Origin of the sequence: Ornithinibacillus contaminans, from assembly GCF_001038425.2 — a bacterium.
Lineage (GTDB): Bacteria > Bacillota > Bacilli > Bacillales > Amphibacillaceae > Ornithinibacillus > Ornithinibacillus contaminans.
Genome location: NZ_LDPV02000034.1, coordinates 177,806 through 203,990 on the forward strand (window position 1 = coordinate 177,806; position 26,185 = coordinate 203,990).

Genomic DNA, 26,185 nt, shown 5'->3' on the forward strand with positions numbered 1-26,185 from the left:
GAGAAATACATGGAAATCGAAAGAATTAATGAAAATACGGTAAAATTTTTTATCTCCTATGTTGATATTGAAGATCGTGGTTTTCAGCGAGAAGAGATCTGGTACAATCGTGAGCGCAGTGAACAATTATTCTGGCAAATGATGGACGAGGTAAATTATAAGGAAGACTTTCATGTAGAAGGTCCATTGTGGATTCAAGTTCATGCGCTTGAAAAGGGCTTAGAAATTGTGGTTACGAAAGCACAACTTTCTAAGAATGGAGATAATCTAGAATTTCCGACCGAAGATGGTACAACAATCGATATTCCAGTGGATGAAAAAGTCGAATCCTTCTTAGAAGAAAAATTTGGCAAGAATGACGTTAGTGAATTAGATGAGGATTATATCGAAGAGAATCTGTGGATTATAGCTGGATTTAACGATTTTGAGGATGTCATTCAATTAAGTCATCATTTCCAAGAAGAAACAAATAGTGAGGAAGAAACACTATATTATTATAATGGTAAGTACTATTTATATATGGAATTTTCTCAAGATATACTTGATGAACATAGTCAAGAAGATATCATTTCAAGAGTATTTGAATATGGTGACGACTCCGATATGACAGTACATGTATTAGAAGAATATGGTAAGAAGATATTTGAAAATAATACATTTGAAGCGGTTCGCCAACATTTTCCTGCAACTATCTAAGATACCTAAATACAAGGTGTCTTATTTTTTTGGAGATTTTTAGCAGGGATTTTGTCATCTCTACCGAATGTATAGAGGAGGAGGTGACGATCAAAATGCTTCAAGCAAAATTAAATACAGGAAAGCTGGTTACATTATACGGACGCACTAAATCGGAAATAGAATGGCTGCGTAAGCATAGGCAATTCTATTGTCCAACCTGCAATAGTAAGGTAATGATTAAAGCTGGAACAAAGTCTATCCCACACTTTTCGCATTATTCAACAGCGGATTGCCCATCTAGTGAAGGCGGAGAGGGGGAATATCATGAGAAAGGAAAACTAGCATTATTTCAATGGTTACAAAACCAAGGACTCCAGGTCTCGCTCGAGGAGTACATCCCACAAATTCAGCAGCGTCCAGATATTTATTTACAGTATAAGGAGAAGAAAATAGCAATTGAGTATCAATGTGCAAGAATACCAATTCATACAATACAACAGCGTACAAATGGTTATATAAAAGTAGGTATCATGCCAGTTTGGATCCTAGGAGTAAATCACTTGAAGCGAAAAAGTAAGAATGTGATTCAGGTTGATCAATTTATCCAACAATTTATTCATGTTTATCCTCGTAAAAGGTTATCCGTTATATATTTTTTTGATCCTCATACAAATCATCTTATCCATGCCACTGATCTCTTTCCAATTAAACACAGCCGCGTCATTGCAAATCTTACCATTAAAAAGCTTCATACCATCCCTTTTCTCCAGCTATTTAATTTAACACGAGCAAATCCATTATGCATGCTTGAGGAATGGAAGAAGGCTAAATTTAAGTTTAGGATGCATCAGCCTAGAAGGGTATATGGCAAGGAGCGTGCTTGGTATCAATGGCTCTATCTGAAGGGCACACACTGGGAAAAGCTCCCCTCCAGTATTTATCTTCCTGTATCATCACCATATCTGTTGGATACAGAACCTTGGAATTGGCAAAGCAGAATATGTCTAGAGATTATCGAACCACTAGCCATTGGTGATAGTTTTTCCCTTAATAACTGTTACAATCTTTTGCGAAAATCTATTACTCGCCAAACGTTCCCACTGATTAATTCCTCAAATGACCCAATACTAGAATATCTTCATTTGCTTAGTCTTTTACAAATCCTGAGACCGACTACCCCAAATAAGTTTATAAAATGCAAGCAACTCGTGTTTCACGCTACTTTAGAAGATGCTTTAAAAGGTGACGAACTGCTTATGGAGTATCTTTGCAAAAATTTTCAAGCAAATCATGAGCATGATTCCTAAATGATTCGTTATACTAAATAATATAGTTTTACAGTAGGAATATTTTCCTCTGTGTCGAATTACTATGTATAGAAAGATTAAAAGGAGGAACTACATTGGCAAAAGCAACGAAAGAGCTTCAATCAAGAAGTGAAGTACCAGTTGAACGTACGTGGAGATTAGAGGATATCTTTGCGACAGATGCAGCGTGGGAAGATGAATTGAATAGTTTGAAAGAAGAGATTCCAAGCATTACAGAGTTTCAAGGAAAGGTAGCAGAATCTGCAGATACCTTATTCAATGTATTGAAGTTACAGGATCAATTGTCAGAGCGACTTGGTAAGCTTTATACATATGCACATATGCGCTATGATCAAGATACGACGAACTCATTTTATCAAGCGTTAAATGCTAAAGCCGAAAATGTGTTGACTCTAGCACAAAGCTCTTTGAGTTATTTAGTTCCTGAAATTCTTAAAATGGATGAAGCAACCATCAAGAGCTATTTAGAAGAAAAAGAAGAATTAAAGCTATATGAACATGTTTTAAATGAAATTTTAAGACAACGTAAGCACGTATTAAGTGAAACAGAGGAAGCGCTTTTGGCTGAAGCGTCAGAAGCATTATCAACAGGTGCCCAAACATTTGGTATGTTAAACAATGCCGATCTGAAATTCCCTAGCATTAAGAATGAAAACGGGGAAGAGGTTGATCTGACACATGGCCGCTATGTAGGATTCCTAGAGTCAAAAGATCGTCGTGTTCGTGAGGATGCATTTAAAGCAATGTATGCTACCTATGGTCAATTTAAAAATACGTTTTCTTCTACGTTAGGTGGCACCGTGAAGGCGCATAATTTTGATGCGAAGGTCCATCACTATGAATCTGCAAGACAAGCAGCGCTAGACAATAATAATATTCCTGAACAAGTATATGATAATCTGGTTGAAGCTGTTAATGACCGATTACCATTATTACATCGTTATGCGAAATTACGCAAACAAATTTTAGGTGTGGATGAATTACATATGTATGATATGTATACATCACTTGTACAAGATGTTGATATGGAAATTCCATACGAAAAAGCTCAAGAATATGTTTTAGATAGCCTGCAACCACTTGGAACAGAGTATACCGATGTTATTAAAGAAAGCTTTGCTAATCGCTGGATAGATGTAGAGGAGAATAAAGGGAAAAGAAGTGGTGCCTATTCTTCTGGAACGTATGGCACTAACCCATATATTCTATTGAACTGGCAGGACCGTGTGAATGATTTATTCACACTAACACATGAGCTAGGTCATTCAGCACATAGCTATTTCACAAGAAAGTTTCAACCATATCGTTATGGTAACTACTCTATTTTCGTGGCAGAGGTAGCCTCCACATGTAATGAAGCATTATTAAATGATTATATGTTGAATACATTAGTGGATGAAAAGCAAAAGCTATATCTTTTAAATCATTTCCTTGAGGGCTTCCGTGGAACAGTTTTCCGTCAAACGATGTTTGCTGAATTCGAGCATGCAATTCACAAGTTAGCACAAGATGGTGAAGCCTTAACAGCTGACTTCTTAACGGAAAAATATTACGAATTAAATAAGAAATACTTTGGTGAAGATGTTGTTTCAGACGAGGAAATTGGACTAGAGTGGGCAAGAATTCCGCACTTCTACTACAATTACTATGTGTATCAATATGCAACTGGATATTCAGCAGCAACTGCCCTAGCAAACAAGATCCTGTCTGGTGAAGAGGGTGCAGTGGAACGTTATTTAAACTTCCTAAAATCAGGAAGCAGTGACTATCCAATTGAGGTATTAAAGACAGCAGGTGTGGATATGACATCGAAACAACCAATCCTAGCAGCATTGGATGTATTTGAAGAGAAATTAAACGAAATGGAAAAACTATTACTAGCGAAGTAAGGATTAAAGAGGCTGGGACATAAGTAAAATGAGAAGATAAAAGGACGAATAATGCACTGATTCAGCGAAGTATATTCCCGGAGCGGGTATCGTGCACCAACGTTCGGATTTTATCTAACCATTAACACTTATGTCCCAGCCGCTTTTTACATCATTATGTATAATGATACTAATGCATCTTTCCGCGATAGGTGTTCCGATGTGCGAAGGAGAAAATGGTAAAATAGATAGAGAAGAAAAGAATAGGTAGCGTGAAGTATAATGGAATTAGCTGTAGCAACCCAAATAGGTTTAATAAAAATGCAAAAAAGGTTAGGATGATAAAAAGATAGGGTAATAATTCGCGCATGCTTATCCTCCTTTTTAGTAGTCAATAGTGGCTTATTACATCTATATGTAACGAATTTTTTATTAGAAGTGACAGATTTGTGAAATTGAGAGCATTCTTATTGAAAAATCGACAAGTCCTTGCTATTATATATATGTGAGATGAATCACAAACAAAACCCCTTTGTTTGATCATGAAACTTTCTCCCATCCCCCTTTGTTTTATACAAAGAAGTGAGAAAAGAAGGATATACGCTGCCCCGTATATCCTTTATTTTTTGTCTAGGAAATTATAAAATAAGCCACTGTGGAAAAATTGTCTTCACCTAAACGGCCACGTCTAGCTCCAGCGCCCAAGGACTAACTGACTTCTTTCACCTCCGTACGATAAGTCAACATCGGCTCCCTGTAGTCGCCGTGTTTCCTTTATCTCCTACTGCTCAGTCTAAATGTTTTCGGTGGGAGGAGTAATAGTAATCGCAGTCCCAGTCCGTACGTCCCTTAGCGGGCGCTTGCGCTTTTGTTCCTTACCCAAAACAAAAAACCAAGGGTTCCCCTGGCTTCTTCCATTAAAAATGATTATAAATGCATTAATTAGTATCAATGTATTGCCAAAATGTCCCGTGTTTTGCGGGGATTTTTTCTACGATTTGTTTGAGCTGAAGCTTCTTCATTTCTCTTTCTGCTTTTTCGATAGACCAGTTATATACGACGGATACCTCTTTCGTACCAATCACTTCATAATGCCTTGCAAATTCTTCTAATGAAGGGTGCTGGGATGGAATTGGTAATCGCTCAAGCATCTCGCTTAGTACGCGTACATAGATTTCATAGGGATAGAGTCCAGAGATTTTAATGCCCTGCTCCTCAATGTTTTTATGAAAAAATACCATGGTTGGCATATAATCGATTTCCATTTCATGATTTAGCTTGTAATCACATTGGAGTGCCTTTTTGGCAGATATAGAATGCAAGTCACTATGGAACTCTTGTAGGTCTAATTTTGCTGATTTAGCACACTCTAGTAAGACGGATTCCTGTGAAATATCCTGCTTCCGTAAAAATAAGCTTTCTTGTACCTTTCGCAAAAATACTTTTCCGAAACGAATCCCTTGTAGTTCGGCAGCTTTAATTGCTAGATAGGCCGTAATAGGGGAGTGAATTGGGTTTTCAATCCACAAATCACCATCGCAGCTCATTCCGGTTCGGGATGCCGTTCGCTCCCAAATTTCTTTTAATTTTCTTGGCTGCTCAAAATTATCATGGGTTAATGGTTTTGAGGACCCAGAAATGATAGGTCTTAATGTGAAAAATCGTCCGTATTCAATCGATAGCTTTTTCAAATAAGGTTCTAGTGACCAGCATTCAGGACACATAGGATCTATAAAAACATAAATTTCAATTGGTTTTTTTACAGTGTCACAACTATATCCGGGCGATGTGTTTGTTTGTGGTGAGCCTAATAGCTCAGTACGTTCCCAACTCACATCGATTCTCCTTTCTTCTATTCAGGTGTATTCATCATATGATTAGCGGTCATTGTTAACTTATCAAATATAGCTGTCCGGTAAGGTTCTTCAATTTGTGCTTCCTCTAAAGCAGCTTCCATACACGCTAACCAGGCATCTCTTCTTGAAGGTGTAATTTCGAATGGTAAATGCCGACGTCTTAGCATTGGATGACCACGTTCTTCATTATAGAGGGACGGTCCACCAAGAAACTGCGTAAGGAAAAGTCGTTGCTTGCGAGCTACCTCAGTCAAATCATCCGGGAATATAGGTTTTAAAGCAGGATGGCTACCGACTCGACTATAAAAGTGTGTAACTAATCGCTCAATAGTATCATGTCCACCTATCGCTTCAAATATCGTGCCGGGTATTGTTGTCATACAGATAACTCCTTTAATATTTGTCTATATTGTAGCAACATTAATATAGAGCTAGCAACTTATCTGATTGAATCATCTGTCTAGTAGCTTTACGTTAGGCTGTTAAAAAATCGCGCAATTTTATTTGGTGTCTCTTTTTTGGTAATGTTAAAGTTCTGTAATAGGGCCTCGAATGCAGTTATACCATCCTGAAAATTAGGTGCTTCTAATTCAAGCTCATAGTCTTCTTGGTTGTGATAGATACTATGGTCTAACACATAAATAAGTCCTTTATCACGGAATTCCCGACGAATGGTGGTTAAACTTCCGTAGCATTTTAAATCCGTTACGGAAATGTTCAACTGCTTGAGCTGTTTCGTTGTAGCTTCCTTGACGATTGGATGGTGATTAATCCATTCCATTGCTTCCTTATGTGATAATGTATCATGTGTTTCTAATAATCCAACCTCATGTGGTTGTTTTAATGTTAATTGATGGCTACCGTTTTTTTCGCGAATCCGTAATGCAGAGCCGTTCATTTGTAGTTTCCGATCGGGCGTTTCGAAATAGTAATTAATTTGCTCCTGACCACTCTCTGGAAAAGGGAGGTGCTCTAATAATAAGTCATATTCTGCTTTCGTTAATAGGTTTTTAAATTCTATTTCTATTTCTTGAGCCATGCTAGTCCTCCACCCGTATTAATGGTTTAATTATATTGATTATGTCGAATCCGAAGTAATTATGCAAAGATTATCCATTGTATTTGTGTTAAAATAAGGAAGAAATATGTAACAAGTAACAGGTGGTGTTCGAATGAATTGGGAAGCAATACTCGCACCTTATTCACAAGTAGTCGAAGAATTAAAGGTTAAATTAAAGGGAATGCGTGCTCAGTTTGAATATGAGGCAATGCATTCGCCAATAGAGTTTATTACTGGGAGAGTAAAACCAGTTAAAAGTATCTTAGAAAAGGCAGAGAAAAGACATATATCACTTGATCGTATTGAGGATGATATGCAAGATATTGCAGGGGTTCGTGTCGTTTGTCAATTTGTGGATGATATTTACACCATTGTTGATATGCTACGATCTCGTAAGGATTTTACCATTATGGAAGAGAAGGATTATATAGCAAATAAAAAAGATAGTGGCTATCGTTCCTATCATATGATTATAGAGTATCCAGTTGAGACTATCCACGGGATGAAGGTTGTGCTTGCAGAGATTCAGATTCGTACATTAGCGATGAATTTTTGGGCAACTAATGAGCACTCCTTGAATTATAAATACAAAGGAAGGATTCCAGGGGATATTAAAGCACGCTTGCAAAAGGCAGCAGAAGCTGCTTTTAAGCTTGATGAAGAAATGTCAAAAATAAAAACAGAAGTTCAAGAAGCACAGCGGATATTTCGCCGCAAATAATTTCATTGTGGTATAGGGAGGGAATCGAATGAAGTTTAAAATCATTTCAAAAGGTGACGACCGTTCTAATCAAATAAAGGCTACTATGAAACAGCATTTGCTTGATTTTAATTTGTTGTATGATCGGGAAGAACCGGATTTGGTGATTTCCGTTGGGGGAGACGGAACTTTTCTAGAGGCATTCCATCGATATAATCATCGATTAACATCTACTGCATTTATTGGTATACATACAGGTCATTTAGGTTTTTATGCCGATTATGTGCCCGAGGAACTGGAAAAACTTATCATAGAAATTGCCAAAACACCGTTTCAAATTGTGGAATATCCATTGCTTGAAGTAATTATCAGATCGAAAACAGGTAATAAAGTCGATTCCTACCTTGCGCTTAATGAAGCTACGATAAAAACACCAGATGGATCGGTAGTTTTTGACGTGGAAATAAAAGGAGAGCGTTTTGAGACCTTCCGAGGAGATGGATTATGTATTTCTACCCCTTCTGGAAGTACGGCATATAATAAAGCATTAGGTGGGGGAATTATTCATCCGACCTTAGAAGCGATTCAATTAACGGAAATGGCTTCCATTAACAATCGGGTATTTCGTACGATCGGGTCACCACTTATTTTGCCTAAGCATCATACCTGCTTATTAAAGCCGTTGGTAGATCGAAGCTTCTTCATTACGATTGATCATAATACCCATAACTATACGAATGTTAAATCAATCCAATGTCGTGTGGCAAAGGAAAAAATCCGCTTTGCGCGCTTTAGACCATTTCCTTTCTGGAATCGTGTGCGTGATTCGTTTATAACTGATAATTAAGGAAGACCAGGTGGGTTAACATGGAATGGAACATCAAGCAAGAACAGGAAGGCATGCTGCTCCGTGATTTTTTACGAAATGAACAAGGCTTTTCAAGGCGAATCTTGAAAAGCCTTATTTATGATGGGGGAACAATACTTGTTAACGGGGAAGCGGTAACTGTCAGGCATTCACTTCGGGCAGAAGATACTGTGACGGTAAAATTCCCTCTAGAAGTCAAAGGTCCTCATATGATTCCAGAGGAAATCCCGCTAGAAATTATCTATGAGGATGATGCGGTACTTGTCATCAACAAACAAGCAAATGTAGCAACCATTCCATCACTCCATCATCAAACAGGTACGATAGCGAATGGTGTGCTGCACTACTATGAACAAAATAATATTCCGTTTACGATTCATATTGTCACGAGACTTGATCGTGATACGTCAGGGCTTTTGTTAATTGCTAAGCATCGGTATAGTCATTCGATTCTATCGGCATCTCAAAAGCAGGGCAATGTAAAGCGAAAGTATTTTGCTATTGTAGAGGGAACCCCAATCCCTAAACAAGGCACGATTGATGGGAATATCGGTCGGAAAGATGATTCGATTATTGAGCGGGTTGTTCGGGCGGATGGTCAGCGAGCGATTACACATTATCAGGTGATCCGTTCCAATCAGACACATGCATTAGTAGAAGTGAAACTGGAAACGGGTAGAACCCACCAAATTCGTGTGCATTTTTCCCATATCGGGCATCCGTTAGCAGGTGATGATTTATACGGTGGCACTTCAAGTTATATAGAACGCCAAGCTTTGCATTGCTTTGAACTAGGTTTTGAACATCCAGCAACGAAGGAATGGAAGAGCTTTACTGTCCCGATGCCAGACGACATGAAAAAAATCCTTCCAGGTGACTGAGGTCAATCATCTGGAAAGGATTTAAATTTTTCTTCCATAAAAGGCTGTTTAGATGGGACAGAAACAGTTGTTTGTTCGGGTAAGCGAAATGCAGATAGCTTATTTCCGAATACACAGCCTGTGTCAATATTAATCGTCTTATGGACTATTCGTGGGCTTATGACTGGCGTATGGCCATACACAATCCACTCGTCTCCGTGATACTGCTGTGCCCAATCTCGGCGAATTGGACGACCTTCTTCATCAAATTCTCCAGTAATATCACCATATAATACAAACGTTTTTACCTTCTTATCTTGTCTACCAATATACGATTTCTTAATACCTGCATGGGCAACAATTGCATTTGCATCCGGTAATTGTAGATAAAGTGGGGCTTCCTCATATAGTGTCATAAACTGCTTGCGAACAATTTCCTGCGTACTTTTGTCCAGCGCTTCATACTCTGCAACGGTTGTTTCTAATCCATGCTGATGTTGAACTTTATTTTCCAGGAAAAAGCGATAGAGCTTATTGCAGTGATTTCCCGGCACGTATTTGGCTACTTTCTGACTGACAACCATTTCATATACGAGTTGAATGACTTTAATTGAATCCGGACCCCGGTCGGTTAAATCCCCAACAAAAACAGGAATTCTACCATCCGGATGGATATATGCATATTGATTATTTTGATAACCTAATTCCTCAAATAAATGACAGAGTTCATGATAACAACCATGTACATCACCTATAACATCAATTTTCATATCATCACCTCAAGCTAAAAGAAAAACGAGAATAGTATTTGCTATTCTCGCTTATTCAAACATATATTTTTTCGTTCGGGAATGGATATTTAAGACAATTCCTATTGCAATCAAATAGGTCAATGTCGAGCTTCCGCCATAACTTAAGAAAGGAAGAGGCAGACCTGTAATCGGCAGTAACTGAATGGACATACCAATATTCTGGAAGATTTGATAGGCAAACATCCCAACGATACCAGTTATAATATAGCCGCCATAATTATCATTGCTAAGGATAGCGATATGAATCAGACGATAGATCAATAAGAATAGTAAAATGACAACGATACTTGCACCAATAAAACCGAATTGTTCTGCAATCCCGGTGAAAATCATATCGGTGTGTCGTTCAGGAACTTCTACTTGCAGATTCTGAATGCCCTTACCGAAAAGTTGACCTGATCCTATAGACATCATCGCCAGAACGAGTTGATAGCCTGAATCAGAATACTCTTCAGGTGAAATCCATCCATAAAATCTACTGGAAACATGTTTGAAAATAGATTCTTCTAGAAAAACAGCAATGGAATCTGGAAATAAGAAATATCCTGCGACAATTAATCCTACGAACCCAACGGCGATTAGAAATATGGTAAAGATTAGCTTCCATTGAATACCTGAAACTAAAACCATAGCGCCAGTAATCGCTGCTAGCACTAAAAATCCACCCAAATCTGGTTGAACAACTATTAATGCCATTGGAGGTAAAACTACGAGTAGCATTTTTCCCAATAATAATAAGTCGCTTTTTACGGTCTGTTCGATATATTTATTATTATGGTTGTACATGATATGGGCTAATGATAGTACTAAGATAACCTTCATAAATTCAGCAGGCTGTAATGTTCCAATGAAAGGGAACTTAATCCAACTTACCGCTTGGTTTGCCTCTACAATAATTGGTCCAGGAAAACGAAAGAATAGCATAAGGAGCATTATCATCCCAATACTATAGAGAATCCAAGTAAGTTGGCGGAAACGATCATAGTCAAATAACATAACTAGATAAATGAAGACACCTCCACCAATGTACCAAATAATCTGTTTGGTGAGGAAGTCCTGACCTGCATATTTTTCTGGTAAACTAGGTTCAATTGTATAAAGCGTAAATACGCTAATAACGCCCAAGAGCAGCACGATAGAAATTAATGTATAATCAATGTTATTTTTATTAGTATTCATGATTTATCCTTACCTTTAATTTAATTACGTCTATTGTAAAGTTTACACGATTTCTACTTATTTTTCACGTTCGGATTATATAAATATTTGCAGATACCAAATCGGATTGGTAGTCCTCTTAGACTTAGAGGAACAATATATTATTATACCATCATTTAAAAATGTTAGCTGAAGTTTTTTTGCGGGTATGGTATAACTATAAGAGTAAAATTACAGAAGGAGGTTGCGCGCCATGGAAAACAATGACGACATCAAAGTGGAACAATTAGAAACGATTCAACAATTTTTAGCACAGGAAAATATTGAAGGTTTTAGGCAGTACTTTATTGAGATGCACCCATATGACCAAGCACAGTTTTTCATGGAAATGGAAGCAACCGATCGGATGTTAATTTATAATTATCTTTCTCCTGAAGAAGTTGCTGGAATTATGGAGCATATTGAATTAGAAGAAATTCAGCCATTTTTCACCGAAATGGATCCGAGATTCGCATCGATGGTATTTGCCGAAATGTCTACAGATGACGCGGTAGATATTTTAAATGAGATGGAAAAGGACAAGGTTGTCAGCTTCCTAACGATTATGAATGATGATGCTGCAGGTGAGATTAAAGACCTGCTTCATTATGAAGAAAAAACCGCCGGAAGTATTATGACGACGGAATTAATTTCTGTCTATAAAACACAAACGGTTAAGGATACAATGCTTCAGTTGAAAAAGGACGGTCCGAATGCCGAAACGATTTATTACTTATATGTGGTGGATAATGATAAAAAACTAGTAGGTGTTCTTTCCTTACGTGACTTGATTATTGCAGATGACGATACAAAAATAGAGACCATTATGAATGATAATGTATTTTCAGTATCTGTAGCAGAGGATCAAGAGGAAGTAGCTAAAATTATGCGAGATTATGATTTCTTAGCCGTACCGGTTGTGGATTTCCAACACCATTTACTCGGGATTATTACCGTCGATGATATTTTAGACGTTATTGATGAAGAGGCAAGTGAGGATTACTCCAAATTAGCTGGTATTTCTGATGTTGACACACCAGATACGAATCCATTAGTCGCAGCGAAAAAGCGATTACCTTGGTTAATTATATTGTTGTTCTTAGGATTATTTACGGCTAGCTTGATCGGGCAATTTGAAGAAACAATTAGTCAAGTTACCATCCTATCGATTTTCATTCCATTAATCGCCGGAATGGCAGGGAATACTGGAACGCAGGCACTAGCGGTTGCAGTTCGTGGTCTTGCAACAGGTGAGTATGGAAATGAAGGAAAGTTAAAGCTTATCCTTCGTGAGGCTGGTACAGGACTGATTACAGGAACGGTTTGTGGAATTATTATCACAGGTGTGATTTTTCTCTGGCAAAACGATATCTTCTTAGGGATTTTAGTGGGATTATCAATTATGGCAACATTAGTAGTAGCTACCCTTGCTGGTTCATTAATTCCTCTCATCATGGATCGATTAAAAATTGACCCAGCAGTAGCATCTGGCCCGTTTATCACGACGATTAATGATATTATTTCGGTATTGATTTACTTTGGATTGGCAACTGCATTTATGAATATGTTGTTATAGATGGAAGCACCTTTTGAATAAGGGTGCTTTTTCTTTGTTTTTCCAAATGTTACACAATTATTTTCTAGGTTCATATAATGTGTTGACGAATGGAATAGAAAGGAGATCATCGATCATGCCGGAACGTGGTAAGTTTGCAAACGAACCGTTAATGTATATTCAGCAGCCGACTGTAAGTAAACCAACTGCACCAATGCAGCATGAATATAGAACACCAAAGAAAGTCTTGACTACAACTTCAGCTACGGAACCAACCTCCCCTCAAAAAAAAACGACTAATCGATCTACAAGTATAGGCAAGATCACAAGAGGGTTTGTCCAAGAATTAAAAGAGCCACAACCAGTTAGGAGAGCTCCTCGTAATAAAGGTCAAGAGACATCTACGGAAAAGGAAAAAAAATCAGTCGAACAACCAGTATCTGATACGAGTACCGAAAAGAAAAAATTCAAGGACATGTCTTTATTGGAGAAGGTCGAATACTTTGTGAATACACCGAGTCATTTACCTAAAATGCGCTGTGAAGTGAAAACAGATGCTAGGTCATTCCGTGGTATTATAAAAGACTTTCAGGATAACCAAATTTCCATGCTGGTTGGGAGAAGAACATCTACTATTGATTTTACCGAAGTGACAGATATTCGTTTATTAGGATTTTAAAAAAAGTAACACCATGGAGATGTAGTTCTCCATGGTGCTTTTACGATTATCAGTCGAAAACACTAATTGCTGGTAAACAAGTAACATGACAGAAGCAGTCTAGGTCTACCGTTAAGCAGATACCTGTATTTTGTAAGTTACCTGTTTCTTGATCACAAGGATCTTTTAAGTGGTCACAATCGCAAGGATCATCTGGGTCAACTAATAATTCTAGTACTGCACAATTGTCATCTGAAACTGTTTTAACACGGAAAATGAAGCTAGCTTTAATGTCGCCAACACTACCTAATCCATTTCCACGTTTAGCTCCAAATCCTTTAAATGGTTTACAATCACCTGCGCAGTATAAAATGACAGGCACTGTATCCAAACCATTACCTGGATCTGTTTCGCCTAATAGATCGTTAATTGATTGCTCGCAGCTAGTATCGCAACAGTTTTCGATAACATCGTTTTGAGCATCAACAATATCACGAAGGATGTCTGCTACGCAGTTACCACTTGTTGATGCACCTTCAACTCTACCATTGCCACAACCCATGAATCATTTCTCCTTTCTAATGCTTATTGACTTATTGTCTTTACTAGAATATGTGGGATGTGTCATATGGTGTGGGCGAGTGTACATACTACTGGAATGATTATAATTTCTTTTGCCCCTGAAAAAACGCATGGAAAACAGGGCATTTGACCATACCTATCACTAGAAGTTACATAGACTAATAGCGAGCAAATTATCACGAAGGAGTTGACGACCAAATGTCTGAGAACAAAAGAGTAATTCGCGTGAAGGATCTTGTTATTCAAGCGGATAACGTTATTATTGAACCAGCTAGACGACGTGACCCAATTTTGGGAGGTTTAAGACGTACAAATGATGAACGAGTGGAATCGATAAATAGAGAGGTAGAAAGTAACGAACGTGAAGGGAAAGATCGTGACCGAGGACCATTCTCCTGGATTTAATATATAGTAAGAAGCTTGACTTATGACCATATTCCATACCCATAGCAGCTAGTGTAGCTGCATTTTTTTTGCCATACTAACGGGAGGTGCAAGGATGAAACCAGAGAAGTTACTGAAGAATCTAGGGGTTATTGAAAAGCATTTAGAGAAGAATGAGAAATGGTTGAAGAATCCAGAGAAGCGGATGATTACATTTGAGAAACAGATAGGGGAATGGAATACCCGGTATTTACAGACGATAAATGAAGTGGATTATTGGATGAAAGCACTTGAAAAAAAGATGGAATCGTAACTTAAAATCCGTGAAACCGTCATAAAGTAAGAAATGACAACGAATTCTTTAGTAAAGAAGTTGAGGAGGTAGTATGATGGGGTATATTTTACCAATTCAACAACATGAATATGCGGACTATCAAAGAAGGATGATTACACAAAGGCGTACGATAACGTCGATTGAGAAATCGTATCGTGCTGTTTTTGATACAAATTATGAGGAATTACGGCGTGAGGATGAGCTTCGGTCACAGAAATTAGCACCTACATTTAGCCAGACTGAAGAGCCAACTAGAGTGGACCTAGATGATCTCTATACAGAGATAACAGGATTAGGTATCTATATAAATGAACAGGTATAGAAAAGACTGTCAGCAGATTGACAGTCTTTTTATTAGAACAAAATAGGGATGGAGTTCGAGTTAACGATGATAGCGGCGGTGGCCTTGGTTGACAAAAGGTAAAACGAGTAATTCCTCATCACGCAAATATTCCGCATAAAATACATCTTTTACGCTGTCAAAACCTTGTTTTTGCAACTCTTCCATTAGCCATTCTTCGGTTAGATTTTTCTCTGTTAAATTATCATAAATTATTTCTCCATCATTAATTAAACCAACGGAAAGCTTAACATCCTGTGGTGCAAGCTTCATATCTTTACGGTTTGGTGTCTGATAATCGGATTTTTTAAGAACGGATAGTGTCCCGTTTGTTTCTAATATGGCATACTCTACTTCTCGTACTGAAAAAATATCTTTAGAACGTAGAAGATGCTGCAATTGGTTAACATCGAGTTTACTCTTTTTCATAATATCACGAATCATTTTACCGTTTTGAATCACAATTGCAGGCGATCCCTCGAGAAGTGCACGAGTTCCTTTGAATTTCTGTGAAATGATTTCGGTAATATACAATAATCCGCCCCATAGAAACAAAATATAGCCAATTTCTAGTATCGAGGCGTTATCATCAAACAAGGCATTGCCGACAAGCTCTCCCATAATGACAGCAGAGACAAAATCAAATGCTGATAACTGTGACATTTGTGTTTTGCCAAGCACCTTGGTTAAAAGATACAAAGCAAAGAATCCAAATAAAGTATCTGCAAACATTTGAAAATAGGAAACCACTGGTAACCGTCCCCTTTCCAATATTAGCTTTTCCGTTTTAAACAAAGTCATTCAAATAACCTCATCGTTAGCATAAGAAAAACAGTCCGTGGGTATCACGAACTGTTCGTTAATGTAGTTATAGTTGTTGTTTAATCATCGTAACATGCGGTATCCCAGCATCCATAAATTCACCGGAAACTGTTTCATAGCCTAATTTTTGATAGAATGTTTCGGCATGGGTCTGCGCATTCAGCTTTGCTTTTGTATAGCCGTTTTCTTTTATTACTTCCTCCATTGCGAGGATAATTTCTTTTCCATAAGATTTCCCGCGAAATTCATGAAGCACACAAATCCGTTCTAACTTGCCATAGCTTTCAACGAAACGCAGACGACTAGCTGCAATCGGCTGGTCTCCTTCAAAGCCAACAAAATGGATGGCGGATTTATCATGTTCATCCAGTTCTTCCTCCGCAGGAACATGTTGCTCCTCTACAAATACTGTAGTACGAACCTGAAATGCTTGCTGGATGGCGTCATCTGTTTCTGCAATGATGATTTTCATACTAATTCCTTCTCAAATACAAATGATTCATATACAGTCCATGAACCATTTTCTAATTGGTATAGTAATTGGAATCGATCTACCTTATCCTCGAACTGGAAGCTACGCATTTTCATTCTACCAAAGATATCGGAATACTCATCGTCTAAAAGTTTTTGTCCAATCGTTATATGTGGGACAAAGTTATACGTTTTATTCTGAGGGAAATTGCCAGAATGCAGTTTTTCATAAAGCGTATTTAGTGCCTGATTCGGTTCTACTTTTAAATAAATGGTATTCGTGACTGGTACAAATGAACTAACTTTATTGATTTGTATTGTAAAAGGCTCTGTCTCGTTTGCAATCTTTTTAAGCTCAATAACCATATCCTCAATGGCAGTCTCATCTGCTTCAAACGCTTCTTTTAATGTGATATGTGGTGGAATTAATGGATAGTGTGGGTCATATCGTTTCCGATAAGAGTTTGCTTCATCTTGGATTTTCTTTGATGGGAAAATAGCAATACCGTATTTCATTTGTTAACCTCCTCGTTATTTTTCTGTATACAATAAGTAGTAACAAAGTACAATGGTTTCTCTTAATTTATAACAAAAAAGAACAGATTTAAAGTGTTTTATTACCTATTTCAGAAAATGCTGGAATTAGTCTCCGAAGATAGTAGTTAGAGCATGGATCATATCCTTTTGCCAATACTTCCATGTATGAATGCCATCAGGTATTTCTTTATAGGTATAGGTTAGTCCTTTTTGTCCCAGTAACTCATTAAGCGCCCTGTTTGGTGTTAAGAAATCTACATCGGGTTTAAGTGTTGTTTCAACACTGGTTTCTGCGGTTCCAATTGTATGGTAGATTTCTAACCCATGTAAGTGATCTGCATTTCTTACAGATTCAAGTACCATGTCATCTACTAATGGAGACTGCATAATTACTTTTCCAAATGTGTGTGGATAGTTAATCGCTGTGACGAGGGCTAATGTTCCAGCAAGTGAATCTCCCATCAACGCGCGCGTTCCACCCATGTGATAAGTAGGGAGGAAGTCATCTAGTAGTGGCACAACTTCCTTTACTAAAAATTTCGTGTAAGCAGCATGCTGCTCACCAGCTGGATGGTACTTTCTCAAGCGATCCTCGCGATCTTTGTAGTGAATCCCAACAAATACTGTATTTTCAATTGCAGCATCATCATGAAGTTGATCACTTAAGGTTGCAATACGACCAAGCTGATAGTAATCATTTCCGTCTTGCATAATGCAAATATGGTATTTATATAATGGTGAAAAAGCTTCTGGTAAATATATCTTTAACGTCATCAGTTCATTTAAGAAATTGCTCATTATTTCTCGTTCAAGCATTTTTCCTTTTCTGCCCATTTCATTCACCCCGTAACAGTTTCTAGTCCTAGTTTAACATGAAATGGAGAGAATGTAGTATTAACTTCCAACCACCTCTCGAAGCTGACCTTTATATAGGGTATAGTAATTCCCTCTTAAGTTAAGTAATTCTTCATGATTTCCTTGCTCGAGGATTCGCCCGTGTTCAAGCATAACAATTTCGTCTGCCTCTTGAATCGTGTTCAAACGATGGGCAATGATGAAGCTAGTTCTACCTTTCATTAATTCTTTTAGGGCTTGTTGAATCTTGACTTCTGTAATGGTATCAATATTACTGGTCGCTTCGTCTAAAATTAAAATGGTTGGTTCGGCGATAAATGCCCTGGCAATGGTAAGTAACTGCTTTTGTCCCTGGCTAATGCCGCTACCATCCTGGTCTAGAACCGTATCATAACCTTTTGGTAGTTGGGAGATAAACTCATGGGCATTCGCTTTTTTCGCTGCTTCCATCACGTCATCATCCGTAGCATCCAAACGACCATAGCGAATATTTTCCCGAATGGTATCGTGGAATAGGAACGAATCCTGTAAGACAAAGGCCATGTGTGAACGAAGGCTTGCCCGTTTAATATCTTTTATATCGACCCCGTCCAATGTGATTTTCCCACTATCATAATTATAGAAGCGGGAGATTAAGTTAATAATCGTTGTTTTACCAGCACCAGTATGACCGACGAACGCAACAGACTGACCAGGCTTCGCTTCAAAGCTAATGTTATCTAAAATGGTTTCATCCTCATAACCAAAGGACACATTTTCAAATTTATAGTGTCCTTTAGTACTTGGAATCTCGATGGCATTCTCCTCATCGCGTTCTTCTCGATCTTCATCCAAAACTTGAAAGACACGCTCTGCTCCGGCAACAGCAGATAACAACAGATTAAATTGGTTCGATAGTTCGTTTAAAGGCCGGGTAAACTGGCGGGCATATTCAGTGAAAATCACGATGACACCGACAGTAACTAGATCCGTGTTAATGGCTAAAATACCGCCAACAAGGGCAATCATTCCAAAGCTTAAGAAGTTCAGCATGTTCATGACCTTAGGTATAAAACCAGATATCGTTAACGCCCAAAATCCAGAATGGTTTAGATCTTTATTTTTCAATTCAAATTCATTAATAACGCGTTCTTCCTGAGAAAAGGTTTTAACGACATGCTGACCAGAGATGGTTTCTTCCACATAACCATTTAATTCTCCTAGTCGTTTTTGTTGTAATTTATATAATGGACCAGTACGTTTGGTTATCCAGCGTGTCGCCAAGAACATAACAGGAATAATGGACATAGTAACAACCGTTAGCACAGGGCTAAGGTAAATCATGACACCAACAGTTCCTACCAGTGTTAAAACACTGGAGAACACTTGGATCACCGACTGGTTTAATGTGTTATTAATATTATCGATATCATTTGTGACCCGGCTCATGAGTTCCCCGTGCTGCCGTTTATCAAAATAAGAAATTGGCAATCGGTGGAATTGACGAAATAGGTCTGAACGTAAAGTATAAACCGTGTTCTGTGCGATTCCAATCATCCAGAAGCTTTGTAAAAAGATGGATAAGGAATGGAAGAGATAAACTGCTACTAGTCCAATTAGTAATACTCCTAATCCGGATACATCCTTTGGTATGATATGATAATCAATTGCCCTCCCGACCATAAACGGACCAAGCAAGCTCATCGCAGAACTGACTAAGACGGCCAACATAACAAGCCATAGTCTAGCTTTTTCCCGTGCTAAATACGACCAAATTCGTTTGATTGTCCCCATCGTATTCTTCGCGCGTTTTTTCGTTACATCCTCTGGGATTTTTTCAATTGCTATTTTTTCATATTGAAAAGGATCTTTTAGTGACTTAATGGACATGTGGATACTCCTTTCCAAATTGAGACGTAACAATCGCTTGATAAAGCGATGAATCTTTTAATAATTCTTCATGTGTCCCGATTTGTAGAATTCTACCTTGATTCAGCAGTAATATTCTATCTGCATTCATGGCGGTAGAAATTTTTTGGGTAATGATAAGCATCGTATTTAAATCGTCCTGAATTGCTTGTAACAATCGTGCTTCGGTTGCTAAATCTAATGCACTCGTACTATCATCAAGCATTAAAATTCTAGGCTTACGAATTAGCGCTCTGGAAATAGATATCCGTTGTTTTTGCCCACCGGATAAGTTAACACCTTTTTGCCCAATTTGGGTCTGGTATTGGTTTGGTAATTCCATAATGGTGTCGTGAATTTGGGCATCACGCGCTGCTTGAAGAATTTCTTCGTCTGTTGCATTATCTTTTCCCCATGATATATTCTCGATAATGGGACCACTAAATAAAAGTGGATTTTGTGGAACATAGCCGATACTGTTTCGTAAAGTTTCTAGTTTATACGAAGCAATTGGTTTATGATCAATTAGTATTTCTCCAGCAGTTACATCATATAACCTAGGGATTAACTGGAGTAAGGATGACTTTCCAGAACCGGTTGCGCCGATAATGGCAAGCTTTTCCCCAGGATTTACAGTGAAGGAAATGTTTGTTAGGACTGGTTCATCGGAAGTCGGATATTGGAACGAAACATTTTTGAATTCAATTTTCCCATTTACTACTTGCTGGGTAGTAGAGGCATCCTCATGATCTAGTAGGTCGATCTCTTCCTCTAGTACCTCACTAATTCGTTCAGCGGATGCTTTCGTCCGAGAAAATGACATAATAATGAATGAGAACATGGAAATAGACATTGCTACACGCATCGCATAGTTGACAATTGCCACAATATCTCCGACTTCAGTTGTACCTGCAAGCGATTGGGAATTGCCAAACCAAAGGATGGTGATGATGCTTAAGTTCATGACGAATAGCAGTACCGGCATAGAGGCTTCGATAAAACGGAAAGTTTTTCGCGTCGTATCCCGTAAATTCGTATTAGCATCTGTAAATCGAACTTCTTCATGATTACGTCTGAAAAAAGCCTTGATTAAACGCATACCAGCAAGGTTTTCCTGCATAACACGGTTCACGTTATCAATACTTTTTTGAACACGATTAAACATGTTGCTCGCCTTTTTTAAGACCCATAATAAGAACACTACTAAAAGTGGTACTGTTATTAGAAAAATAACGGCAAGTCGTGGATTAACGACAAATGCCATAATAACGCCACCAACACAAATTAATGGTGCTTTTGCCATAATCCGTAATCCCATGAAAATCGTATTTTGTATTTGCCGAACATCATTTGTGAATAACGTCATTAATCGAGAAGTTGGATAGCGATTCAAATTGGCAAAGGAAAATTCCTGTACCTTGCGAAATAATCTTTCCCGAATATCATGAGCAAATCCCCAACTTGCATGAGAGGCATAAAAGGAATTAATAAGTCCAGAAACAAAAGAAAAAAGTGCCAAGCCAATCATGATACTTCCCCACATAATGATGTTGTTTAAATCACTGTTCATCACACCATCATCAATCATTTTTCCGAGAAAGAATGGGAGTAAGAGCTCAACCGCTAGTTCAACTAGCATGAGGCAAAAAGCTACAATTGCTGCTAATTTATATGGCTTCATAAAGGAAAAAACTGTTCTCACAAAAGTAAACCCCCGTTGTCGAAATTCATAGTTTTCATAAAATTTAATGTCATTTTATTATAAATGATAAACAGGTTTTTATCCAAGAATATATTTCGAGAGTCGAATGAAATTTGGAGGGGTGTTTGGGGAGAGGAATGATCGAAGTGGGGCGGTTCGCTGAAATAATGGAAGAAACGCTGAATTATTTAACGTTGCGCTGAAATATTGAGTTTCCCGCCGAATGATGGTCGGTGAACGCTGAATTGAAACGTGATATCTTTCAAACGTAACTTAGTATAATTTGCAATATTGAGTGAAATGAGAATTTTAGAGTGATATATTGTAAGTATATACCTGTTACTGAGTTAAATTTGAAATGGAAATATTGGAATAGGGGGCAATTTTTATGGCAACACCGAAGCATATTGTTTCAGCAGCCACAATTGTATTAAACAATCAGAATGAAATATTGCTAATAAAAGGACCGCGTAGAGGATGGGAAATGCCTGGTGGTCAAGTTGAAGAAGGAGAATCACTGAAAGAAGCGGCTATCAGTGAAACGAAAGAGGAGTCTGGTATAGACATTGAGGTTATTAAGTTTTGTGGAATCTTTCAAAATGTAGAAAAGTCCATTTGTAATACGCTGTTTTTAGGGAAAGTAATTGGAGGGGAGCCAACAACTAGTCCTGAGAGTTTAGAAGTAGGCTTTTTCCCAATTAAGAAAGCATTAGAAATGGTGACGTTAAAGAATTTTAGGCAGAGAATTGAATATTGTTTAGATGAAAGTACTCATCCATTTTATATTGAATTTTAAAATGGGTGTTATAGTTAATTCATCAATAATTGAGCTTGTCTTTATTCGCTATTAAATTCCAGTCTTCTAGTGGGGTGTTTAGAATTGACAGTCTCAATAACATTCCATATAATTACATCAACTACTTGTAGAACGATTCCGTAGCTCAGCTGGGAGAGCGCCACCTTGACAGGGTGGAGGTCGTTGGTTCGAGCCCAATCGGAATCACTAAAAAGAGGCTGGCATTTTACCAGCCTCTCCAATTCAGTAATAGATAATGGAATTAATCCAACTTAAAAATGGTTCCAATCATCAATTTTTAATGATTGGAACCATTTTTAAGTTGTTTTTGGCTAGTTATGTCCCAGCCCCTTTAAAATTATTCACAACCAATTCCGTCACCATCTCTATCTAAATGAGTTCCATAACCTGGGTCACCTTCACGTATAGGATCAGCTCCAGCAGCTCTTACAGCTGTACAATTTTTATAGTAAACACTTGAATTTGATGAAGAAGTGCTACTTGAATTATTGTTAGATCCGGAACCTCCAGCTGAACTGTTACTAGAGCTTGATGATTGTGAAGATTTGCTAGCAGAAACTACTGCAGCTGTAGCCTCTGCTTCGGCAGTAGATAACTGAGTTTCTAAGGTCTGTACTTGCTTTTTAAGGATATCATTTTCTTTCTTTAACTCAGATAGTTCACTGGTAATGGTATCAATTTCAGATTTTTCTTTTTCGAATGATTTTATTTGGTTTTCATAATCAGATATTATTTCGGTAGTTTCTTCAATATTATTTTCTAACTGTGCTATTTGATTTTCCAAATCTTTTTTTTCTGACTCTAATGACTCATGTAGAGTCAATAACTCTTCGTTTTCCTTCAATGCTTTGTCAAGTTGCTCATGGACACCAGTATCAACAAATGGTGCACCAATAATAAAAAATAGTAGACCTCCAAATAAAGTAGGATATAATATCTTTTTTGAAATGGTTCTCTCTTTATTTTTTGTTTTTTTAATAAAATGATAAACCAGATAACCTACTGAAAAAATGATTGCTAAAAGCCCAATATACGCTAATGATTCCACTTTAATTACTCCCCTGTAACTGTATTTTTTGTATTTGTTTACTATTACACTGAGGGTATTCTAAGTTGTGAATTAAACTATTGAAAATATGCCCAAACAGCTTTCTACATTGTCCCCTTTTCATACTAGTTCCATATAAAATATTATCATTACCAGATAATATGGGCTATTGGGAAAGGTTAAATATTTTATTGCATATTTCGACAAAAAGTGACATTTTTTTATTATGAAACGTACGGTTATTTTATCAAGTTGGGAAATAACGAAAATATCAGATTAATTGCTGTTTGTAACCACTGTAACTAATTATAGAATGAAATATATTTTTCTTATGTTTATTCTGTAAAAGTTCAAGTATATAATTTGAATTAATAAATATAATCTGTATATTAATGATTGAAAATATAGTTGATGAATTGGGGGAATCCCACAACATGTTTTCAAGGGGGCTAATATATGAAGAATATCTATCTCATCAGACACTGTGAAGCAACTGGGCAAGCACTAGATGCACCATTAACAGAAGAAGGTTTTATTCAAGCCAGTGCATTGACTAACTTTTTACATGATAAACAGATTGATAGAATCATCTCCAGTTCATTCTTACGAGCAATTCAAACAATAAAGCCATTTGCGGAGAAAAGGAACATAGAAATAGAACAAGATAACCGATTGACGGAACGTATACTAAGCAGCACCTTCTTTCCAGATTGGATGGACAAATTGGAAGCAACATTCCGTGATTTCGATTTAACGTATGAAGGTGGAGAATCCAGTAGGGAAGCCATGAACCGAATAGTTGAGGTAATCAATGAACTAGTGGAAAGTGATTTCGAAAACACAATTATCGTGGCACATGGTGGAATTCTATCCTTGTTATTAAATCACTTTGATAAGAAGTTCGGGTTCGAGCAATGGAAAAATTTAAGCAATCCTGATGTTTATTTACTTAGTATGGAACATAAAACCTTTCAGATTGAACGATTGTGGAAAGCATAAATCACATAAAAATAAAGCAGCCGAAATCTTTTTACTAGATTTTGGCTGCTTTATTACTAATCAAATATGTGGAAACTTCTGCATCATCGATTTTTGCTTTAATTCGAGTCCTCGTGACAACATATAGAACGCGAACAATAAGAAAATAAACGCCAGCAATGGGAAATATAGAATCCATTGTGAATCGTAAATATACGAACGCCACTGGCCGATCAGACCAGCCCAATCTCTACTGATAGATATATAGGTTGAACTTCCCCCTAAGCGTAGAATGGTTCCGCCAAGAAATAGATTAAATATCCCAAGCTGACCAATTAATGTTAGGACAAGAATTATTTCTTTGATAAACATAACAAATAAAGTACTTCTTAGATGCGGAAGAATATGCTTCCAAAGAATTCGAACTTTCCCCGCACCTAATGCTTTGGTAGCGGTAATATATAAGGATTGTTTTAACTCATGTGTCTTACTATAAATGGCAGCATAGACACCCGGAAACCCTACGATAATCATTAAAGTTGATTGGAGTAATGTAAGTTCTATTACGGAAAGTGATGAATTAATCGTTATACCCACCAATAAAAAATATATGATGATGAAGGCTGGGATACTACCTAATAAGCCGAAAATAGGATTGGATTTTTTTTGCTCGCGTCCAGATAAGCCAAACCAGATTCCAAGTACCCCGCCTAGAAGAATTCGTAATAATGCCACGCCCACCCCAACAAAAATCGTATATTTTGCACCATAGAGTAATAGTGTCAAAATATCATACCCCCACTGATCGGTTCCAAATAGATGCTTTTTTGATGGTGGATAGGGAGAAGCGTAAAATCCGAAGTCCTCGGAGTTGTTATAGTAATAGCCAGATGGTTCCATAAAATCCTTTTCATATGGAGCAAGTGCTGGCCCGAATAGTGCTATCAATAGGATGAAACTAGTCGATACAATGCCGACCCATAATCGCCAATTAATCATGCGCAAACACCCTCTCCATTAGAATGATTAGGATACGAATACACCAATAAATGAGTAGATAAAGAATGACTAAGGAAAATAACGTATTAACGACAAGGTTATATTGATACATTCCACTAAACAGAATGCTTGTAATTCCTCTGAGATTAAAAAGGTATTCCACGATAAAAAGGTTACTCATCATGATAGCAATCACTTTATGTAGATCAGCTTTTAAATACGGAATGACATTGCGAACGACATGATGGATGAAAATATAGCGTTTCTTCAATCCTTTTGCTTTCGCTGTTAAAATATAATCCTCCGCAAGCACATCATACGTCCGTTCGGATAACGTACGAATTAAATAAATTGTCGGTACAATAATTAGCGTGATTAATGGTAGGAGAAATGCATTATCATCCGTTGAACGGGAAGCAATTCTAGCTAACTTAAATCCTGTCGTTTGATAGATAAAGACAACACTAATTTGGAGAAATAGCACAAGAATGAAATCCGGTATCGTACCAAGAAAACCGATGATATCTTTTGCCCACTCCTTTTTGGATTTACTATGCCACGCAGAAATCGCCATCCCAATACAAACTGTTAGAAATCCTGCTAGCAATAAATAGAGGAATGACGTCCCAAAATAAGCTGGTAAATCCTGCGCGAGATTATAGGTGCGATTTTTCCCCTCTATATAGAGAAAGGAATCGCCGTTAAATACTCCCGCAACATAGTTTTTAATTAAATCAAGAATGGCTTGAAAATGGATACTAAGATCACCATTAGTAATCGTTAAAGACATTGGAATTGCCGCTAAAATAAATATAAATACAATGATTCCAACTAAAGAAAACGTGGTTCGCATAATTTACCTTCCTTGCTGTTCGACATTTTACGATAAGTAAAAAATACCACTTACTGAAAATTTGTTCAAGTTGAAATTGAAATAATTATCTTATATAGAGCTGGTTTGCAAGAATAGGTAGTCTATACTAAAATAT

Annotated in this window: 29 protein-coding genes and 1 tRNA gene; 14 read left to right on the top strand and 16 right to left on the bottom strand. The window is 37.4% G+C overall.

Translation table 11 applies throughout. The features are described 5' to 3' along the window. The first annotated feature begins 9 nt into the window (after window positions 1–9). The 3 genes from mecA (at window position 10) to pepF (ending at window position 3,895) form a co-directional block, all read left to right on the top strand. Window positions 10–696: an adaptor protein MecA gene (mecA, locus tag JF53_RS08405; RefSeq protein WP_047982378.1), complete on the top strand. Its 687-nt coding sequence runs from the start codon at window positions 10–12 to the stop codon at window positions 694–696. A 95-nt stretch (window positions 697–791) separates the two neighbouring features. Then, window positions 792–1,985: a competence protein CoiA gene (locus JF53_RS08410; RefSeq protein WP_047982377.1), complete on the top strand. Its 1,194-nt coding sequence runs from the start codon at window positions 792–794 to the stop codon at window positions 1,983–1,985. A 95-nt stretch (window positions 1,986–2,080) separates the two neighbouring features. Beyond that, on the top strand, window positions 2,081–3,895 hold the full coding sequence (gene pepF, locus JF53_RS08415) for an oligoendopeptidase F (RefSeq protein ID WP_047982376.1): 1,815 nt from the start codon (window positions 2,081–2,083) through the stop codon (window positions 3,893–3,895). A gap of 169 nt (window positions 3,896–4,064) precedes the next feature. Here pepF and JF53_RS08420 read toward each other — a convergent pair whose 3' ends face one another. From JF53_RS08420 to JF53_RS08435, 4 genes are all read right to left on the bottom strand, one after another. Further along, entirely contained in the window at window positions 4,065–4,244 is a 180-nt protein-coding gene (locus JF53_RS08420) for a hypothetical protein (protein WP_047982375.1), read from the bottom strand. A gap of 568 nt (window positions 4,245–4,812) precedes the next feature. Further along, window positions 4,813–5,709 (bottom strand): ClpXP adapter SpxH family protein, encoded by an 897-nt coding sequence (locus JF53_RS08425; protein ID WP_047982374.1) that lies wholly within the window; start codon window positions 5,707–5,709, stop codon window positions 4,813–4,815. 17 nt (window positions 5,710–5,726) lie between these two features. Further along, a complete protein-coding gene (locus JF53_RS08430; RefSeq protein WP_047982373.1) occupies window positions 5,727–6,110 on the bottom strand; it encodes a globin domain-containing protein in 384 nt (127 codons plus the stop codon). A gap of 89 nt (window positions 6,111–6,199) precedes the next feature. Next, window positions 6,200–6,769: a CYTH domain-containing protein gene (locus JF53_RS08435; RefSeq protein WP_047982372.1), complete on the bottom strand. Its 570-nt coding sequence runs from the start codon at window positions 6,767–6,769 to the stop codon at window positions 6,200–6,202. Between the two features lie 133 nt (window positions 6,770–6,902). Here JF53_RS08435 and JF53_RS08440 point away from each other — a divergent pair, with 133 nt between their 5' ends. The 3 genes from JF53_RS08440 to JF53_RS08450 are packed head-to-tail and all read left to right on the top strand — an operon-like array spanning window position 6,903 to window position 9,239. Further along, window positions 6,903–7,511 (top strand): GTP pyrophosphokinase, encoded by a 609-nt coding sequence (locus tag JF53_RS08440; RefSeq protein WP_047982371.1) that lies wholly within the window; start codon window positions 6,903–6,905, stop codon window positions 7,509–7,511. A gap of 28 nt (window positions 7,512–7,539) precedes the next feature. Further along, window positions 7,540–8,337 (top strand): NAD kinase, encoded by a 798-nt coding sequence (locus JF53_RS08445; RefSeq protein ID WP_047982370.1) that lies wholly within the window; start codon window positions 7,540–7,542, stop codon window positions 8,335–8,337. 20 nt (window positions 8,338–8,357) lie between these two features. Then, window positions 8,358–9,239, top strand: coding sequence for an RluA family pseudouridine synthase (locus JF53_RS08450; protein ID WP_047982369.1), 882 nt, complete (start codon window positions 8,358–8,360; stop codon window positions 9,237–9,239). 2 nt (window positions 9,240–9,241) lie between these two features. Here JF53_RS08450 and prpE read toward each other — a convergent pair whose 3' ends face one another. Next, complete coding sequence (gene prpE, locus JF53_RS08455; RefSeq protein WP_047982368.1) at window positions 9,242–9,988, bottom strand: bis(5'-nucleosyl)-tetraphosphatase PrpE; 747 nt, start codon at window positions 9,986–9,988, stop codon at window positions 9,242–9,244. Window positions 9,989–10,039: 51 nt separating this feature from the next. Beyond that, entirely contained in the window at window positions 10,040–11,209 is a 1,170-nt protein-coding gene (locus JF53_RS08460) for an FtsW/RodA/SpoVE family cell cycle protein (protein ID WP_047982367.1), read from the bottom strand. A gap of 232 nt (window positions 11,210–11,441) precedes the next feature. Here JF53_RS08460 and mgtE point away from each other — a divergent pair, with 232 nt between their 5' ends. Continuing rightward, on the top strand, window positions 11,442–12,803 hold the full coding sequence (mgtE, locus tag JF53_RS08465) for a magnesium transporter (protein WP_047982366.1): 1,362 nt from the start codon (window positions 11,442–11,444) through the stop codon (window positions 12,801–12,803). Between the two features lie 115 nt (window positions 12,804–12,918). Beyond that, window positions 12,919–13,461 carry a CotO family spore coat protein gene (locus tag JF53_RS08470; protein ID WP_047982365.1) on the top strand — a complete coding sequence of 181 codons (543 nt, stop codon included), beginning with the start codon at window positions 12,919–12,921 and terminating at the stop codon, window positions 13,459–13,461. A gap of 49 nt (window positions 13,462–13,510) precedes the next feature. Here the strand turns inward: JF53_RS08470 and JF53_RS08475 are convergent, their stop codons facing one another. Beyond that, on the bottom strand, window positions 13,511–14,002 hold the full coding sequence (locus JF53_RS08475; protein WP_047982364.1) for a CotY/CotZ family spore coat protein: 492 nt from the start codon (window positions 14,000–14,002) through the stop codon (window positions 13,511–13,513). A 218-nt stretch (window positions 14,003–14,220) separates the two neighbouring features. On the opposite strand from JF53_RS08475, the gene JF53_RS08480 reads away from it, so the two are divergent. From JF53_RS08480 to JF53_RS08490, 3 genes are all read left to right on the top strand, one after another. Beyond that, complete coding sequence (locus tag JF53_RS08480; RefSeq protein ID WP_047982363.1) at window positions 14,221–14,427, top strand: hypothetical protein; 207 nt, start codon at window positions 14,221–14,223, stop codon at window positions 14,425–14,427. A gap of 94 nt (window positions 14,428–14,521) precedes the next feature. Next, window positions 14,522–14,719: a hypothetical protein gene (locus JF53_RS08485; RefSeq protein WP_047982362.1), complete on the top strand. Its 198-nt coding sequence runs from the start codon at window positions 14,522–14,524 to the stop codon at window positions 14,717–14,719. Window positions 14,720–14,795: 76 nt separating this feature from the next. Further along, window positions 14,796–15,062: a hypothetical protein gene (locus JF53_RS08490; protein ID WP_047982361.1), complete on the top strand. Its 267-nt coding sequence runs from the start codon at window positions 14,796–14,798 to the stop codon at window positions 15,060–15,062. A 60-nt stretch (window positions 15,063–15,122) separates the two neighbouring features. On the opposite strand, the gene JF53_RS08495 is transcribed toward JF53_RS08490, so the two are convergent. From JF53_RS08495 to JF53_RS08520, 6 genes are all read right to left on the bottom strand, one after another. Further along, window positions 15,123–15,881 (bottom strand): YetF domain-containing protein, encoded by a 759-nt coding sequence (locus JF53_RS08495; RefSeq protein ID WP_236686927.1) that lies wholly within the window; start codon window positions 15,879–15,881, stop codon window positions 15,123–15,125. 67 nt (window positions 15,882–15,948) lie between these two features. Beyond that, a complete protein-coding gene (locus JF53_RS08500) occupies window positions 15,949–16,374 on the bottom strand; it encodes a GNAT family N-acetyltransferase (RefSeq protein ID WP_047982360.1) in 426 nt (141 codons plus the stop codon). Further along, entirely contained in the window at window positions 16,371–16,889 is a 519-nt protein-coding gene (locus tag JF53_RS08505; protein ID WP_047982359.1) for a YjcG family protein, read from the bottom strand. The genes JF53_RS08500 and JF53_RS08505 overlap by 4 nt, the downstream gene beginning before the upstream one ends. Window positions 16,890–17,015: 126 nt before the next feature. Further along, window positions 17,016–17,744: an alpha/beta hydrolase gene (locus JF53_RS08510; RefSeq protein ID WP_047982358.1), complete on the bottom strand. Its 729-nt coding sequence runs from the start codon at window positions 17,742–17,744 to the stop codon at window positions 17,016–17,018. A gap of 60 nt (window positions 17,745–17,804) precedes the next feature. Continuing rightward, window positions 17,805–19,634: an ABC transporter ATP-binding protein gene (locus JF53_RS08515; RefSeq protein ID WP_047982357.1), complete on the bottom strand. Its 1,830-nt coding sequence runs from the start codon at window positions 19,632–19,634 to the stop codon at window positions 17,805–17,807. Continuing rightward, the gene (locus tag JF53_RS08520) at window positions 19,624–21,354 is read right to left on the bottom strand and encodes an ABC transporter ATP-binding protein (RefSeq protein ID WP_047982356.1); all 1,731 of its coding nucleotides are present in this window, start codon (window positions 21,352–21,354) and stop codon (window positions 19,624–19,626) included. Before JF53_RS08520 ends, JF53_RS08515 begins: the two co-directional genes overlap by 11 nt. Window positions 21,355–21,742: 388 nt before the next feature. On the opposite strand from JF53_RS08520, the gene JF53_RS08525 reads away from it, so the two are divergent. Together JF53_RS08525 and JF53_RS08530 are read left to right on the top strand one after the other, a co-directional pair. Beyond that, window positions 21,743–22,150, top strand: a complete 408-nt coding sequence (locus tag JF53_RS08525) for an NUDIX hydrolase (RefSeq protein WP_047982355.1) — start codon at window positions 21,743–21,745, stop codon at window positions 22,148–22,150. Between the two features lie 134 nt (window positions 22,151–22,284). Beyond that, window positions 22,285–22,357, top strand: a tRNA-Val gene (locus JF53_RS08530). A gap of 151 nt (window positions 22,358–22,508) precedes the next feature. On the opposite strand, the gene JF53_RS17755 is transcribed toward JF53_RS08530, so the two are convergent. Continuing rightward, window positions 22,509–23,219 carry an excalibur calcium-binding domain-containing protein gene (locus JF53_RS17755; RefSeq protein ID WP_053072011.1) on the bottom strand — a complete coding sequence of 237 codons (711 nt, stop codon included), beginning with the start codon at window positions 23,217–23,219 and terminating at the stop codon, window positions 22,509–22,511. A 456-nt stretch (window positions 23,220–23,675) separates the two neighbouring features. On the opposite strand from JF53_RS17755, the gene JF53_RS08540 reads away from it, so the two are divergent. Beyond that, window positions 23,676–24,218: a histidine phosphatase family protein gene (locus JF53_RS08540; protein ID WP_047982354.1), complete on the top strand. Its 543-nt coding sequence runs from the start codon at window positions 23,676–23,678 to the stop codon at window positions 24,216–24,218. 60 nt (window positions 24,219–24,278) lie between these two features. Here JF53_RS08540 and JF53_RS08545 read toward each other — a convergent pair whose 3' ends face one another. Both JF53_RS08545 and JF53_RS08550 read right to left on the bottom strand, forming a co-directional pair. Next, window positions 24,279–25,196, bottom strand: coding sequence for an ABC transporter permease (locus JF53_RS08545; RefSeq protein ID WP_047982353.1), 918 nt, complete (start codon window positions 25,194–25,196; stop codon window positions 24,279–24,281). Then, the gene (locus JF53_RS08550; protein WP_047982352.1) at window positions 25,189–26,049 is read right to left on the bottom strand and encodes an ABC transporter permease subunit; all 861 of its coding nucleotides are present in this window, start codon (window positions 26,047–26,049) and stop codon (window positions 25,189–25,191) included. Before JF53_RS08550 ends, JF53_RS08545 begins: the two co-directional genes overlap by 8 nt. Between the last annotated feature and the right edge of the window lie 136 nt (window positions 26,050–26,185).

Excerpts from the sequence above, each read along its gene's own strand:
- JF53_RS08540 (WP_047982354.1), top strand. The coding sequence starts at position 23,676 with ATGAAGAATATCTATCTCATCAGACACTGTGAAGCAACTGGGCAAGCA.
- JF53_RS08450 (WP_047982369.1), top strand. The coding sequence starts at position 8,358 with ATGGAATGGAACATCAAGCAAGAACAGGAAGGCATGCTGCTCCGTGAT.
- JF53_RS08410 (WP_047982377.1), top strand. The coding sequence starts at position 792 with ATGCTTCAAGCAAAATTAAATACAGGAAAGCTGGTTACATTATACGGA.
- JF53_RS08500 (WP_047982360.1), bottom strand. The coding sequence starts at position 16,374 with ATGAAAATCATCATTGCAGAAACAGATGACGCCATCCAGCAAGCATTT.
- JF53_RS08480 (WP_047982363.1), top strand. The coding sequence starts at position 14,221 with ATGTCTGAGAACAAAAGAGTAATTCGCGTGAAGGATCTTGTTATTCAA.
- JF53_RS08430 (WP_047982373.1), bottom strand. The coding sequence starts at position 6,110 with ATGACAACAATACCCGGCACGATATTTGAAGCGATAGGTGGACATGAT.
- prpE (WP_047982368.1), bottom strand. The coding sequence starts at position 9,988 with ATGAAAATTGATGTTATAGGTGATGTACATGGTTGTTATCATGAACTC.
- JF53_RS08485 (WP_047982362.1), top strand. The coding sequence starts at position 14,522 with ATGAAACCAGAGAAGTTACTGAAGAATCTAGGGGTTATTGAAAAGCAT.
- JF53_RS08490 (WP_047982361.1), top strand. The coding sequence starts at position 14,796 with ATGGGGTATATTTTACCAATTCAACAACATGAATATGCGGACTATCAA.
- JF53_RS08460 (WP_047982367.1), bottom strand. The coding sequence starts at position 11,209 with ATGAATACTAATAAAAATAACATTGATTATACATTAATTTCTATCGTG.
- JF53_RS08440 (WP_047982371.1), top strand. The coding sequence starts at position 6,903 with ATGAATTGGGAAGCAATACTCGCACCTTATTCACAAGTAGTCGAAGAA.
- mgtE (WP_047982366.1), top strand. The coding sequence starts at position 11,442 with ATGGAAAACAATGACGACATCAAAGTGGAACAATTAGAAACGATTCAA.
- JF53_RS08510 (WP_047982358.1), bottom strand. The coding sequence starts at position 17,744 with ATGGGCAGAAAAGGAAAAATGCTTGAACGAGAAATAATGAGCAATTTC.
- JF53_RS08435 (WP_047982372.1), bottom strand. The coding sequence starts at position 6,769 with ATGGCTCAAGAAATAGAAATAGAATTTAAAAACCTATTAACGAAAGCA.
- JF53_RS08505 (WP_047982359.1), bottom strand. The coding sequence starts at position 16,889 with ATGAAATACGGTATTGCTATTTTCCCATCAAAGAAAATCCAAGATGAA.
- JF53_RS08525 (WP_047982355.1), top strand. The coding sequence starts at position 21,743 with ATGGCAACACCGAAGCATATTGTTTCAGCAGCCACAATTGTATTAAAC.
- mecA (WP_047982378.1), top strand. The coding sequence starts at position 10 with ATGGAAATCGAAAGAATTAATGAAAATACGGTAAAATTTTTTATCTCC.
- JF53_RS08545 (WP_047982353.1), bottom strand. The coding sequence starts at position 25,196 with ATGATTAATTGGCGATTATGGGTCGGCATTGTATCGACTAGTTTCATC.
- JF53_RS08470 (WP_047982365.1), top strand. The coding sequence starts at position 12,919 with ATGCCGGAACGTGGTAAGTTTGCAAACGAACCGTTAATGTATATTCAG.
- JF53_RS08445 (WP_047982370.1), top strand. The coding sequence starts at position 7,540 with ATGAAGTTTAAAATCATTTCAAAAGGTGACGACCGTTCTAATCAAATA.
- JF53_RS08420 (WP_047982375.1), bottom strand. The coding sequence starts at position 4,244 with ATGCGCGAATTATTACCCTATCTTTTTATCATCCTAACCTTTTTTGCA.
- JF53_RS08515 (WP_047982357.1), bottom strand. The coding sequence starts at position 19,634 with ATGTCCATTAAGTCACTAAAAGATCCTTTTCAATATGAAAAAATAGCA.
- JF53_RS08495 (WP_236686927.1), bottom strand. The coding sequence starts at position 15,881 with ATGACTTTGTTTAAAACGGAAAAGCTAATATTGGAAAGGGGACGGTTA.
- JF53_RS08550 (WP_047982352.1), bottom strand. The coding sequence starts at position 26,049 with ATGCGAACCACGTTTTCTTTAGTTGGAATCATTGTATTTATATTTATT.
- JF53_RS08475 (WP_047982364.1), bottom strand. The coding sequence starts at position 14,002 with ATGGGTTGTGGCAATGGTAGAGTTGAAGGTGCATCAACAAGTGGTAAC.